Source organism: Gracilimonas sp. B-17 (assembly GCF_056857935.1).
Genome location: NZ_JBSXOA010000012.1, coordinates 732,851 through 746,542, shown reverse-complemented (window position 1 = coordinate 746,542; position 13,692 = coordinate 732,851). Strand labels below are relative to the sequence as shown.

The following is a 13,692-nucleotide window of genomic DNA, read 5'->3' as shown; positions in this document are numbered from 1 at the left end:
GATTGATAAATAATTCCAAGCACCTCTAAGATCTGGACATACGATACCATAAACCACCTACCACATCCTTATAAACTACGATTCAGGAAGTAAGAATTATTGTACTCAACTCATCTGTAAAATGAGTCGTAAGACACATTAGGTCCATAAAGACATGGGAGGAGGTCTGAAAGGCTTTCTCCCATTTTTATTTTAGTGATCCTCTCACATCCAATGCCCTGCTCCCCTCTGACTTAGGCAAAACTGATAATGGATTGATTTCAAGCTCTTTGATCTGAGGGTAGTCTATGGCGATCTGACCCAATGCCATTAATACATTGATCACACTTTTGATGTCACTTTCAGGATATTGTCGCCAACCGGTTAACTTTTTATGGATCCGTGTACGTTTGATCAGATCCAAAGCGGCCGATTCAGATAATGGAGCAATACCCATATCCACATCTTTGTATAATTCCACATCTGTACCACCCGACCCAAATAATACCATAGGCCCAAATTGATCATCCCTGACAAAACCGGTGATCACCTCCGGTGCATTCGGGACCATTTCCTGAACGATCACTCCCTTCATAGACCCGTCATGGGCTTTAACTGCTGTTTCGATCTTATTCCAGGCTGACCTGACTTCCTCATCATTATTCACCCCCAATATCACCCCTCCAATGTCTGATTTGTGGGAGATATCATCCGAAACCAATTTTACGGCAACCGGCCCCTTGATCTTATTTGAATGATCAACGGCTTCATTGATCGTTTCTGCCATGAATTCTTCCGGAAATCTCACACCATACAATTCAAGGAGTTTTTTCCAATCCAACTCCTTAGCAGCATGATCTGCTTCATCCACATTTACATCATAGGTTGAACCGGTTTCCTTCTCTACACTTTGGAGCCAGTTACGGCGCTCTATCATTGCAGACAGTACCGAGGCCGATCGCTCCGGAAATGCAACATTTGGAATTCGGCGTTTTTGCAGGATCTTCAGGGCATCACCCACTGAAGCTTTCCCCATAATGGATGTGATCACCGTTTTATCGTGTGACCATGCCACCTCGCCAACCACCTCAGCAAGACTAACCGGTAGAAACCAGTCCTGAGGAGCCTGAATGACCACTACTGAATCCACATTATCATCAGATAGCAAAGCCTCTAGGGCAAGCGTATAGGTTCCCGGTCCTGATCCGGCCAATACATCCACAGGATTATTGATACTGGCCGCTTTTGGAAGGCGCTTTTTCAAAAACGACTTTGTATCCTCGGATAAAGATGCGATCTGCAATCCTTGTTTTTCCAAAGCATCCACTGCTAAAATGGCCGGGCCTCCGGCATTGGTCAGCACTGCCACCCGGTTACCCTTTGGCAGGGGCTGCCAGGCCATGGCACGAGCCCATTCGAACATTTCCTCAATGGTTTCAGCCTCCTGAATCCCACTGTATTTGAATGCTGTTCGAAAAGCTTCTGAACTTCCTGCTAGGGCACCCGTATGGGAGGCTACGGCTTTTGCACCGCTTTCTCCCTTACCTCCCTTCAGCATGAGAAAGGGTTTTTCTTTCGCTGTTTTTCTTGCTTGTTCCATGAATTTAATTCCATCAGCCACCCCTTCTATATACCCGGTGATCACTTTGGTATTTGGATCCTCAGCAATGGACCTTATCATGTCTGTTTCATTGACATCGATCTGATTTCCGAGACTTACGATCCTTGAAAATCCTATTCCGCTCCCGCTGGCCCAGTCAATGATAGCCGCCACCATGGCGCCGGAGTGAGAAATAAACCCGATCTCACCGGGTTCAGGCATACCCACCACAAAGGTCGTGTTTACCGGGGTATGCGTATCTATAGTGCCTATACAGTTAGGACCTATGATCTTCATCCCGTACGAATCTGCTATCTTCAATAACTCTTCTTCAAGTTCCCTGCCTTCCTCACCCGTTTCGCTGAAACCTCCGGTTACGATAACGGCATGACCTATCCCCCTTTCACCACATTCCCTGAGAGAATCAGCCACTGAACGAGCCGGAACCACGATGATAGCAAGATCCACCGGGTCCGGAACTTCACTGACAGAACTGTAACATGGCCGTTCCAGGATCTCATACGCTTTCCGATTCACCGGATATATGCCACCCTTATATCTGTATTGAATAAGATTTCTGAGCACACCATGGCCCAGTTTGTGGGCATCCTGAGAAGCTCCGATTACTGCTACACCTTTTGGAGAAAAAAATGGGTCAGACATGAAAACTATTGATGATAAAAATTAAAATTCGATAGAATCTGGTTCAAAAATCTTTACAACCCGATCAATTTGCTAAATACAAAGTCAATGTTAAGGTTTGATAAATCAAAAAATTTGCATAGGATACGAAGTTAAGCGTTTATAGAGGAACAAAATCCCGGAAAATGTGTTACATGGTTAAAGAGATCTCACAAATGTAACAAATCAGTTATCTGATCCTCATTTTAGTACATTTAACCACGGTTTAAATCATCCCTGACACTCATGCAAAAACTTATGTTAACAATATTGTTTGCCACAGCAATGATGTTGATCGGCTGCGATCAACTGTTTAATGAACCGGCCTCAGAAAAGCAGCAGGATGATGATATCGAAATTATTACGCTGTTAGCTGATACCTTATATGCCCAGAATGGCGAAGTCTATGAATTTCATCTAACAGATTATTTCGAAAGCGATGCACCTTTTGTGTTTGCAGAATTTTATGGTGACCATTTAGAGGTCACAGCCCTACCTAATGATTCATTTCGCGTATCACAATTAAATGACTCGGCTGGTCATTATCTATTAAATGCCGAGGTGACTAATGAAGATGATTATACTCTTGAGAGTGAACTTATTTATGCAGTCAATGAACCCGAAACTAATACAGATGAACCTGCTCAAATTTTCAAGATCAGGAATAATATTGATGGTAAGCAAGGAACAAGTACTGAAATTAACATAGACAACTACTTTGAAAGTGAGGCCCAGATCACCTCAGTTGAGATGTTTTCTGATGCAATTACAATTGAGCCTGTCGGAAACAATCATTTTGTATTGAGCCAATCTGAAGACCTCTCAGGGGATCATATTATTGATGTGGTTGTCATGAATTCTGATGACCAGACCCTGGAAACTGAACTAAATTACCGGATCGAACCAATTACCTATAATCCTCCACCTTCTGATGAAACACTGGTCATCATGCCATTGGGTGACAGTATGACAAATGACTCACGCCCCAGAGTTAAATTCTGGAATTTACTGGAGGGTGATGGACATGAATTAGATTATGTAGGAAACCAGCAACAAAGCAGTTCTATTCCCGACCCCGATCATGAAGGTGTTGGCGGTATCAAGATCGAAGGTATCATGGACAAGGCTGAATCCCTGATGCAAACTCACAAACCTAAATATGTGGCCCTTATGGTGGGTACCAATGACATCGCTTGGTATTTTGATGAAACAGGGCAGGAAATAGCCGATCGGTGGAATGACCTGATCGACCTTATCTTTTCGGCTTCAGAGCAGGGAACTTACATTCTTGCCGCAACTATCCCCCCTGTTAGTTCCAGTAACGTAGGTAAATCTACAATGGAGATAAGAGACCGTGCTGTTTTGGTACAACATTATAATGCAGCGCTACGAGATCACATAGAAAACAGACGGTCTCAGGGCGATAAAATTATACTTGCAGATATGGAAGCAGCAATGGATCCGGGCCAACATTTATCCGGGGATGGTGTACACCTGAATAGTGAGGGGTACAGTATCATGGGCACAGTTTATTATGAGGCTATGAATAAGGCTTTGAGTGAACAATAATTCAGCATATTATTTAAATGTGCACATATGAATACTTGACAAGTGCACCTCAAGATCTCTTTTACTCGTTTCTAAAGTATGATGCTTTCATAACAGCATTTTAACATTGCAGTAATCAACGATGCTTTACTTTGAGCCAGTTATGGTTAGATGAACAAACCTGAAGCATGGTTAGAAAACTGTCAATAATCAAAATGCAGCTACCCACTGACTCATCGATAGTAGTGCCCTCTGCTTCAGGTTTTATTTTTAGCTATCAGGAACTTCCATCATATCAGAAACCATGCTTTTCTACTTCCCATTAATTTGAGTTGAAACCTGGTAACATTTCAAACGATCCGGTCCTTATCTGACAGATCCGGTATCTCTCCCCGGTAGCCAAATACCTTTTTAACCACTTTGCTCATCCATTCTGCCTGATTTTTAACATACCATTGGTCTGAAGCCCGGCGTACACCCAAACCATAGGTAGGATAGGGATGGATGGTATCAGCAATATTTCTCAGTGTTATGCCGTGTTTCATAGCCAGCGCGTATTCACTGATAAGATCCCCGGCCTGCTTTCCGTATATGGTAGCCCCGAGAATTTTTCCATTCCATTTCCTGGCAAATATCTTGATCATACCATCCGTATCCCCATCGGTTATAGCCCGGTCTACTTTGCTGTATGGGAATCGGTAGGTTTCAAATTTTGTACCTGATTCCTCTAATTGCTTTTCTGTGGCGCCAATACCGGCCAGTTCCGGATCGGTATAGGTACTCCATGGAACATGTTTGGCATCAATTTTCATGGGTGCTTTCAATATGGCATTACTTGCTGCAACCTTAGCCATATGTTCCGACATATGCGTTAACTGATATCTTCCGGTGACATCACCTGCTGCGAAGACATGACTCTTATTGGTTTTGCACCTATCATCAACCGTTATACCCTTATAAGTAAAAGTGATCCCGGCTTTATCCAGTGCCAGGGATTGCAAATTTGCAGTTCGCCCTGCCGCCACCAATATAGCATCGCTTTCAACTGTGACTTGTTCACCGTTAACAACAGTTTTTATCTGGATCGATCCATTACCTGACGTTTCAACCTGACTCACATTAGAAGAAAGATGGAAATTCACTCCCTCACTCTCCAGCCTGTTCTTCAGCATATCGGTCAGTTCTTTATCATCATTTGATAATATTCGATCTTGTATATCAAATACTGTTACCTGAGTACCCAGTCGCTGAAATGCCTGAGCCATTTCAATTCCAATCGGACCTCCCCCAATAACAGATAATTTCTTAGGTTGTTCGGAGAGCTCGAATAGGGTCTCATTTGTCAGGTATTCCACTTCACTTAAACCTTTAATAGGTGGAATCAAAGGCTTGCTCCCAGTGGCAATGAGAATTTTTCGTCCGGTAACTTCTTTCAGAGTTGTATTATCATCATGTTGAATAGTAAGTGTGTGATCATCCTTAAAGCGAGCTTTACCGAATTCAATATCAATGCCCATATCCCTGTATATGTCCGGATCATCTGCTTCTTCGTAGACATCCTCTCGTACCGACCTGACATGTTCAAGAACTGAATCAAAATCCAGGGTCTCCGCTGATTTGTGTCCGAAGGCCTCTGCTTTTTTGATTCCGGCTGCAAGTTTTGAGATATGCAGCAATGTTTTACTCGGAACACATCCATGCCACGTACAATCCCCACCAAGTTTACTGGATTCTATCATCAGGGTTTTGGCTCCAAAGTTGGCTCCCATACCTGCTGCCGTTAATCCTGCAGCTCCGCCTCCGATCACAATAAAATCATATTGATACCTCATCCTGTAACCTTGTCCTTTTGAGTTGATCTTATCTTTTTAATTGTAGAATAGATCCCATATCCAAGTAGCCCGATCATGAGCACATAAACCCATGCGGGTACATTCTCACCTGCTACCATCAAATAAAGATAAGCAGAGGACAAGAAGAATCCCGTTGAGATGACGGGAAGCGCTATAGATCTGTTCTTTTTCTTATTGCGTATCAACCAGGCAACAGAAAGTGTGAAAAATGGAATAGCTCCGACGTAGATCCCGGCAAATATGTACGGGTTTACATTATAGTTAGCTGAAAGTCCCATCAACCATTCGTTTATTAGTTCTAATTCCATACAGATCCTGTCAATAAATTTTTGTTCGTTATTATCACAGACGTTCTTTTACTTTAATTTCTTACAAAGGTTCTAAGTGGTTATCATACACATAAACACTAAATTATATGATACTTCAGAGCTACAGGTAACACATGTCCCATGATAGATGATGACTCATGCAAACCTATTGGTAATGAACGGTGAATTACCGATCTGCATTCAGATCGATCTGATATCTTTAATTTTAAGATTGCCTTAATTTATATCATTAGCTAATAAACAAACCATGGATCCTGTAACACACGGCCTTGTTGGAGCTACTTTTTCTCAATCATTTGCAGATAAAGGTAAGTTTCGTGCTGCTTCATTGACAGGCTTTGCATCAGCTTTACTTGCAGATGCAGATGTGTTTATATCGTCATCTTCCGATCCCCTGTTTAATATTGAGATGCACCGTCATTTTATGCATTCATTTTTGTTCACACCGGTTGGAACACTCGTTGCTTCAGTTTTACTTTGGTTTTTGGTGAGAAAAAGACTCACGTTCATGGAAACCTATCTCTTAAGTTTACTCGGTTATACTTCCGCCGTTCTAATGGATTATGTGACCAGCTATGGTGTGCATTTGTTCTTGCCCTTTGTTGACGAACGATATTCACTTGACATCATCTCAGTATTTGATCCTGTATTTACCCTTGGGATCCTCACCCTTACCGTTATTGCCTTTTATAATTATGAAAAGCGATTTGCCAGGTATTCACTGATCTAGATAGTTGTTTACCTTTCCCTTGGCTTCATTCAACAAAACAGAGCCACAGACTCTATTGAATCGATCACAGCCAACCTTACGCATCCTTTGGAAAAGATTGTGGCGAAACCGACCATCGCCAACCAGTTACTTTGGAATGTCAGGTATATAAGTGATGATACCGTATATAGTTATGGCGTGCGTTTAATGCCTTTTTCAAAACCAAAAATTTATACCGGTGAGTCGGCTCCTCTGTTGAATTGGAAAGATGCATTTTCGGATTTTGAAAACACAACCCTGTACGATGATATTCAAAGATTCTCCAAACTTTCTGACGGATGGCTTATCAAACATCCAAAGTATACCGACGTAATAGGCGATGCACGGTATTCCATGCTGCCAACCACGCTATCTCCCTTATGGGGTATTACTATAGACTCAACCCAGCCTAATAATCATGTAAGCTTTGATACTTATCGGGACACCGGTCATGAGATCAGAAGAGCGTACCTGCATATGCTGCTTGGCAGACATGATGAATAATTGACCATTCTTCCCTTTTCATTCCCCAAATGATAAAACAGGTGTAAGAATTTTGCTCTCTGATCGATCATATCATCTTTCAGATAAAGAGAATCTCCTACACAGGATCAAGGTAAAAACCGACAAGACCCGATTATTCTGTTCAGTATTCTGTAAAACAACAGAAATTGTAATTCTGGTAGAATAGAATAAAAAGGAGAACGCATTATGTCACTAGCAAAAGTCATTGAAGTTATTGCCGAAGGTAATTCCATGGAAGAGGCCGTTGAAAATGCCGTTAAGCAGGCGTCTAAGACCGTGCACAATATTAAGAGCGTTAACTGTGAAAATATTCAGGGTATAGTCTCTAAGGATCGGATCCAAAAATATCGGGTGAATGCAAAAGTAACCTTTGTATTAGAAGATTAAGAACCTGACCCGGTTGGTTTGTAGGTAAATGTTTTACATAACAATGAATCATTTCCTGACAACCCTGATCAGTTTGAGCTTATATTTTTAATAAGTGTTAAGAGAGAACCTTTGACTTAATGACATTGCACGGTCGCTATAGGTATTACGATACTTGTGGTGATAAGGTCTGAATCATTGACCGAACCTTCATATACACCCTCCATCCCGAAGGCTTATATGTGTGCAACGGTCGGTTTTGTTGACATTAACAGGGTGTCGGCGATTTGGCCAGCGATTGAGGGTGCTTTGCATAGCAGGGCTGAGAACGAACCTCCATTACTTGAACCGGACAATTCCGGCGTAAGGAAATCGTTGGCTTTTTGTTTTGAGACCGGGTTCTTTTGGGGTGCAATTTTATTTTTTAAACCTGCAGTCGATCTGTCACAACTGTAACATATTCTTGGTAAGAATTATGTGATTGGTGTTACAGGATATCTTAAAACCATCAAAAGCTCTTATAAATGATCATTCTTATTTACCTAAAGAAAGATGACTTCTGATCGAGGGCTTTCACCCAGATAGGGGCTCCCTCTTCCCATTTGTTATGAGTCACACGAATCCGCTTTCCATCTTTTAGCCGAAGAGCAACGATCTCACCATACATTTGGGGAGAAAATATAAAACTCTGAGAAATAGGTTGTTCATCATTGATACCATATGCCTCACTGGTGTACATGATCCATTCCCCATTGGGTGAGAAATAAGGATGCCCGGTTTGTCCCTGACCAGAAGTAAGTTGCTCCGGTTTCGACCACCCATCACCGGTACGCTCAATTATGTGCAGGTTCATAGTTTTTATGCCTTGTCCAACATTTTTTCCATTCTGGTCACTTACATATACAATGGTATTTCCATCCGGTGAAATGACCGGAAAATTATCCCTGGCCGGATTGTTCGTAAGGTTGATCAACGAGCCGTTCTCTTTTACAAATATATCCTGATCGCCATCCCTGTTACTTCTAAACACGAAGGTTTCTTTGGATAAGGATAGATCTCCAAACCCACTGTTATGGTCTGAATTGGTAAGTCCAACCTGCTCTTTTGACTCCAGATCGTATTGCCATACCGTGGCTTTAGTACCTTCACCCCCTCTGAATGGTCCCGTTGTGATCAGAAGGCCGGAGCCGTCTTTCACAAATTTCATATCTATGATGGTACTAAAAGCGGGGTGTACACCATAATTTTTATCAAGTATATGGATCGTTTCCGTTTCCAGCGTCTCATAATTTACCCGTACCAGTTCGGATTGAGTTTGCACCAGGTTTGCTGAAAAGAAGGCCAGATAAAAGGCCAATCCACTCAATAGTGCATAACTGCCTGTAAGATATTTATAAAGTGTGGACTGAGCTGGAACCGTCATTTTGACCCGGGTTTTTTTCCTGTTGAACATAACTCCCATCAATAAAAATAAGATCATAAGGATTGCCATTACCGGCAGCATCAAATCAAAGGATTCAAAACTGATCAGGAAAAAATTAATAAAGACACCTAAAGTTACTATCAACCCGGCCAAAACAGTAGATCCTGCCAATAGAAACTTCCACATTTTTATTTGCTTTCGATAACTGAAACCCAAATAAAACCCTCTTAAAACCATAAATATCGATAAGAGAACTAAAAGCAGGAAAGGCCATATAAAAGGCGTAGAAAATTCTAGTAAGAACTGAAGAGGCTCCCTTTGATCCAAAAAATCAAATATCAGAAAAGGACCGTTGGGATCCGGCGGAGCAGCAAATGCCCGTCGAATCGCTGTCAATTCTACGTTTAGAGAATCCCCGTTCCACACATACGGAAAACCGGCACCGATCAAGCCCCCGGCAAATCCACCCCGATTACTGGAAACTTCCTTTGCCGTTACCGCACCATGAGCTACCCAAAGACCGCCGGGACTTCTATGCAGATTAAACAGGTCAAGCTCCCCTTTATACAGTGTATCCAAACGGCCGGAATTGATATCCAGGACAAGGTTATGAACACGGTCATCACCTAGATTCAGGGTCGTGTAACTCAACCGACCCTCTGACATCAATACCGGAGAAATACCAAGATGGGTAGTATCAGACAATACCTGTTGGAATGTGCCATCAGCATTCATCTTGAAGACGGCGGCTTGGTTACCGTGACGAAGGCTATAGAAATAGATCTCCTCTCCGTCTTTCGACCAAATGGGACTTCCATCCCACTCATCCTCCTCAGTCAAACGCTTGAGCTCATTTGTTTCCAGGTTCAGGGTGTAAATATCGCCAATGCGATCCATGGCAAAAGGGAAAGCCCTATGGGGACCGATATCGTGTCCCCGATCACTTGAAAAGGCCAAATATTTTCCATCCGGTGAAAAACTGGGTCGGAAATCTCCTCCCGGATGTTCTGTAATATTCTTTGCCCGAGATATATCCTGGGTCGTTTCAGGCAGAAAATCGATCAGGTAGATCTCCGCATTTCCTTCATGAGATCCGACAAAAGCCAGTTTGGAGCCGTCAGGAGAAAATGCTCCCTGATCCTGAAACGAATCGGAATGGAGCAGTTTCCGGGCAGGTCCACTTCCATCCAAAGGCTGAACATAAAGCTGTGGGAGTCCGCTTCGTTCAGAGGTAAAAACCACCCATTGTTCATCCGGCGAGATCACAGCATCGTAATCGAGAGCGGGATGATCCGTAATAGGTTTGAAGGTCTTGCCGTCATCTTCGGAGAGATACACCTCCCAGGTCTCCGGCGAAAATGAACTAAAAAAAACACGTTCCTGTGCCGATACCTGGCAGCTGAACACAAATAGAACTAATGGGAAAAAGAAGAGGCTCTTCATAGGTGCAGTTTTACTTTTGATGATATCGAATGTACCACCGAAACTTATTTAGCTGTTGAATTACCTCTAAAAACAACGAGATGCAATCCCTGAATTCAGGGATTGTTTTTCTGGTGAACAAAGTCCAGATTGATTAAAAAAATATACTTATGAGGTTAGGTTTATTCTTATTCTTCACCTTCTGTGTTGGGCTCCAATCATTTGCTAGAGTGCAAATCCAGAAAGAAAATCGTATTACAGATCATTTTATCACTTTAAATGGCCTTAAGGTACACTATCTCGATTTTGGAGGTGAAGGAATGCCCTTAATCTTGATCCCCTCAGGTACCTGGGCGGCTTCAGTTTATAAAGATTTTGGCCCACTATTAACAGAAAACAATCGGGTAATTGCCCTTACCATGCCCGGTTATGGCCAATCTGAAGGTGAAACCTATGATGTACCGAGTCAGGGTGATAACCTGATTGGTTTTTTGGATGCTATGGAATTTGATAAGGCAATCTTTGCCGGTAACTCCTCTGCCACTTCAGAGATCACTTATCTCTCCGAAAACTATCCTGATCGTGTGGCTGGTGCCGTTTACTTATCCGGACTTTCCACACCTTGGGCCTGGGAAATGGTTACGTCCAGGGATCCTCATCAAACCAATAAAATGTATGCCCGATCAGCCTATTCGGAAGACCCAATCGAGGAACTAAATGAAGACGGCTCCCAAACCAACTCACGGAAGGACAAAGCTGAGGAAATCTTACAAGCAAGAGCAAGCTACAGGCCTGAACATTTTATCCGAGAATTTTCGATTGAGGTCCCAGCCCTGTTCTTCACCAATAAGGATGGAAGACTAGGATATGAAAAGGATGTGGCTGCACTGTTGGTCGCAGGGTCTCCTTTGATGGATGAAGTCAGAAAAGCCTTTCCACCATCGCCGCTGCGAGATGATTTAGACCGCAGAGTTTATGATAAAGAGTATCGGGAGCAACAATTCAACATAATTCAGGACTCCACTGCCAGAGCCTTTTTCTTCGAACTGGCCGCAGATACCGTGATGCAGCGTGAGGTGCTGGATTTTCAAATTAAGACAGTTTATCCAACTTTAATTGCCGCTCAGAACCGGATGAAAGAAGCATTTGGCGATAATCTTCACCTCATTAAGCTGAACATACCCATTGTCATTGATTATGCCTATCGAGATAGTCCGGAATTAATCATAGACCCTTTGAAAAACTTTTTAGTTCAGCTAAATGAAGATTGACCTTCAAACCCACATATTTATATTGATCATCACTCAATTGAACATAAAAGTACATTTCTTATCCCGCTTCTTTTATCTGTTCCTGCTTTCTCTGATCTGGGTTCAATCTTTATATGCCCAAGAACCTGATACCCTGCTAATAGAAAATATTTCAATTATTGATGTTAAAAATCTTTCCGTTAATCCGAGACAATCTATTTTGATCAGTGAAGGCCTGATCGTAGATATTGATTACTCATATAAAATAACTGCCGGAGAACATTACCGGAAAATAGACGGTAGCGGCAAATATGTGCTGCCTGGGCTCATTGACGGCCATACCCATTTATCTGCAAACCAGAACCGCAAAGAGGACCTTCAGGCAATGCTGAAATCAGGAATTACATCCGTTCGTGATATGGGTGGAAATGCCATGGTCTATAAAAAACTGCAGTCGGATGCAGATGCTGAAGGAACACGGCTTCCGGACATCTATTTTTCGGCGACCGTTTTTGGGCCTTCCTATATGATCGATCCGCGTGTGAAGTTTGCTGCGGGATCCCATGAGCCCGGAAAATCACCCTGGATGAGACTTATTGAGCCTGACTCAGACATCAAACAGATCGTTTCGGACGCCAAAAAAGCGGGAGCCACAGGGATAAAACTCTATTCTTCTATTACTCCTGAACAAATTATCACCATAACCAAAGAAGCGAATCAACAAGGGTTAATGATATGGGGGCATGCCACCATTTTTCCCTCCAAACCTTCCGATTTTGTACAAGCATCCCCTGATGGAATTACTCATGCCTTATCCCTTGCTTTTGAAGTGTATGAAGATGTGCCGAATGAATTCAACGACGCAATTCGCAACTGGCTGCCTCAAAATGAGATCCGCGAAGTTGATGAGCAGGATGAGAGATTTTCCAGAATATTTGAACAAATGAAAGAAAGGGGGATCATTTTTGAACCTACTATTTCTGCCTGGGAGCATACAGATCATCAGCGGCCGGCTACCAGGACGCCCACCCCTGCAAACATCGAAGGAGCTGCAAGCAAATTAGACCGACAAGCTATTGTGGATTGGAACCGCCGAATAACGGCAAGAGCCATTGAAGAAGGTGTAAACATTTCGGCGGGAACAGACCAAACCGTTCTAATAAAATGGATACAGGATGAGATCATCTTTTTGACAGAACTAGGCTTGACTCCCCTTCAGGCACTGAAAGCAGCCACACTCACTAATGCAGAACTGTTAGGAATAGACAATCAAACGGGTTGGGTTGAAGTGGGCAAAAGAGCTGATCTGGTCATTCTTAACCAAAACCCGGTGGATAGAATTTTTAATATATGGGACGTACACACAGTGCTTAAGGCGGGTAATATAGTGGATCTATAGAATGAGGTGCACTTTTGGTGAATGAGAATAAATTATGTAAAGAAACTCTGGCGTTAACCCGAAACCATTTTACTTATGAAACCATACTTTACTATCGTATTCCTGTCCATTTTTCCATTTGGTCTTTTGGCTCAAAATGTCGTGAATCAAGTAAAAATTCTACCCTATCAGGTTGGGATCATCGTCACTGATCTGGAAAAAGCAACCGGATGGTACCAGGAAATATTTGATGTGGAATTGGAACAGCAATTCTCATTCCCGGAATATGACAACATGCGGGTGAATATCCTGGCCAATGAAAGTTTACGCTTTGAATTGGTTGGAAGGGAGTCATTTTACCGTCCTGAAGAACTGGTCGATGGGTATAATATTCAAACAAAACCGATTCGGGGATACTATAAGATCTCTTTTGAGGTGACAGACATTGAAAGTTTTAATGAATACCTAAAAGCTATGGATGTAGATATATATTTCGAGTTGACGACAGATAAGAAACTGGGGATCAAGGCATTTAACATTAAAGATCCGGATGGAAATTTCCTGCAGTTTGTGGAGAGAATTTGATGAGA

11 protein-coding genes and 1 riboswitch are annotated in these 13,692 nt (G+C 42.5%); of the genes, 7 read left to right on the top strand and 4 right to left on the bottom strand.

The window, feature by feature from the left end; translation table 11 throughout:
- Nucleotides 1-187 precede the first annotated feature (187 nt).
- Entirely contained in the window at nt 188-2,242 is a 2,055-nt protein-coding gene (locus tag AC13FX_RS11720; RefSeq protein ID WP_482880863.1) for an acetate--CoA ligase family protein, read from the bottom strand.
- 264 nt (nt 2,243-2,506) lie between these two features.
- Between AC13FX_RS11720 and AC13FX_RS11715 the strand changes: the two genes are divergently transcribed.
- Nucleotides 2,507-3,829, top strand: coding sequence for an SGNH/GDSL hydrolase family protein (locus tag AC13FX_RS11715; RefSeq protein ID WP_482880862.1), 1,323 nt, complete (start codon nt 2,507-2,509; stop codon nt 3,827-3,829).
- 329 nt (nt 3,830-4,158) lie between these two features.
- On the opposite strand, the gene AC13FX_RS11710 is transcribed toward AC13FX_RS11715, so the two are convergent.
- Entirely contained in the window at nt 4,159-5,640 is a 1,482-nt protein-coding gene (locus tag AC13FX_RS11710) for a dihydrolipoyl dehydrogenase family protein (protein ID WP_482880860.1), read from the bottom strand.
- Complete coding sequence (locus AC13FX_RS11705; RefSeq protein ID WP_482880858.1) at nt 5,637-5,969, bottom strand: hypothetical protein; 333 nt, start codon at nt 5,967-5,969, stop codon at nt 5,637-5,639. The genes AC13FX_RS11710 and AC13FX_RS11705 overlap by 4 nt, the downstream gene beginning before the upstream one ends.
- 268 nt (nt 5,970-6,237) lie before the next feature.
- Here AC13FX_RS11705 and AC13FX_RS11700 point away from each other — a divergent pair, with 268 nt between their 5' ends.
- The 3 genes from AC13FX_RS11700 (at nt 6,238) to AC13FX_RS11690 (ending at nt 7,650) form a co-directional block, all read left to right on the top strand.
- Nucleotides 6,238-6,720 carry a metal-dependent hydrolase gene (locus AC13FX_RS11700; RefSeq protein WP_482880856.1) on the top strand — a complete coding sequence of 161 codons (483 nt, stop codon included), beginning with the start codon at nt 6,238-6,240 and terminating at the stop codon, nt 6,718-6,720.
- A gap of 99 nt (nt 6,721-6,819) precedes the next feature.
- A complete protein-coding gene (locus AC13FX_RS11695; protein WP_482880855.1) occupies nt 6,820-7,242 on the top strand; it encodes a hypothetical protein in 423 nt (140 codons plus the stop codon).
- A 207-nt stretch (nt 7,243-7,449) separates the two neighbouring features.
- Nucleotides 7,450-7,650, top strand: coding sequence for a dodecin family protein (locus AC13FX_RS11690; protein ID WP_482880853.1), 201 nt, complete (start codon nt 7,450-7,452; stop codon nt 7,648-7,650).
- Between the two features lie 269 nt (nt 7,651-7,919).
- Nucleotides 7,920-8,016, top strand: a riboswitch (TPP riboswitch).
- Nucleotides 8,017-8,167: 151 nt separating this feature from the next.
- Here AC13FX_RS11690 and AC13FX_RS11685 read toward each other — a convergent pair.
- Nucleotides 8,168-10,495 carry a TolB family protein gene (locus AC13FX_RS11685; RefSeq protein ID WP_482880851.1) on the bottom strand — a complete coding sequence of 776 codons (2,328 nt, stop codon included), beginning with the start codon at nt 10,493-10,495 and terminating at the stop codon, nt 8,168-8,170.
- Nucleotides 10,496-10,704: 209 nt separating this feature from the next.
- Between AC13FX_RS11685 and AC13FX_RS11680 the strand changes: the two genes are divergently transcribed.
- The 3 genes from AC13FX_RS11680 (at nt 10,705) to AC13FX_RS11670 (ending at nt 13,687) form a co-directional block, all read left to right on the top strand.
- On the top strand, nt 10,705-11,745 hold the full coding sequence (locus AC13FX_RS11680) for an alpha/beta fold hydrolase (RefSeq protein ID WP_482880849.1): 1,041 nt from the start codon (nt 10,705-10,707) through the stop codon (nt 11,743-11,745).
- Entirely contained in the window at nt 11,735-13,123 is a 1,389-nt protein-coding gene (locus AC13FX_RS11675; RefSeq protein WP_482880847.1) for an amidohydrolase family protein, read from the top strand. The genes AC13FX_RS11680 and AC13FX_RS11675 overlap by 11 nt, the downstream gene beginning before the upstream one ends.
- A gap of 75 nt (nt 13,124-13,198) precedes the next feature.
- Nucleotides 13,199-13,687, top strand: coding sequence for a VOC family protein (locus tag AC13FX_RS11670; protein ID WP_482880845.1), 489 nt, complete (start codon nt 13,199-13,201; stop codon nt 13,685-13,687).
- The last annotated feature ends 5 nt before the right edge of the window (nt 13,688-13,692 follow it).

Bases quoted from the DNA above. Each gene is read 5' to 3' on its own strand.
- AC13FX_RS11670 (WP_482880845.1), top strand. From the start codon at position 13,199: ATGAAACCATACTTTACTATCGTATTCCTGTCCATTTTTCCATTTGGT.
- AC13FX_RS11700 (WP_482880856.1), top strand. From the start codon at position 6,238: ATGGATCCTGTAACACACGGCCTTGTTGGAGCTACTTTTTCTCAATCA.
- AC13FX_RS11705 (WP_482880858.1), bottom strand. From the start codon at position 5,969: ATGGAATTAGAACTAATAAACGAATGGTTGATGGGACTTTCAGCTAAC.
- AC13FX_RS11690 (WP_482880853.1), top strand. From the start codon at position 7,450: ATGTCACTAGCAAAAGTCATTGAAGTTATTGCCGAAGGTAATTCCATG.
- AC13FX_RS11715 (WP_482880862.1), top strand. From the start codon at position 2,507: ATGCAAAAACTTATGTTAACAATATTGTTTGCCACAGCAATGATGTTG.
- AC13FX_RS11710 (WP_482880860.1), bottom strand. From the start codon at position 5,640: ATGAGGTATCAATATGATTTTATTGTGATCGGAGGCGGAGCTGCAGGA.
- AC13FX_RS11675 (WP_482880847.1), top strand. From the start codon at position 11,735: ATGAAGATTGACCTTCAAACCCACATATTTATATTGATCATCACTCAA.
- AC13FX_RS11685 (WP_482880851.1), bottom strand. From the start codon at position 10,495: ATGAAGAGCCTCTTCTTTTTCCCATTAGTTCTATTTGTGTTCAGCTGC.
- AC13FX_RS11720 (WP_482880863.1), bottom strand. From the start codon at position 2,242: ATGTCTGACCCATTTTTTTCTCCAAAAGGTGTAGCAGTAATCGGAGCT.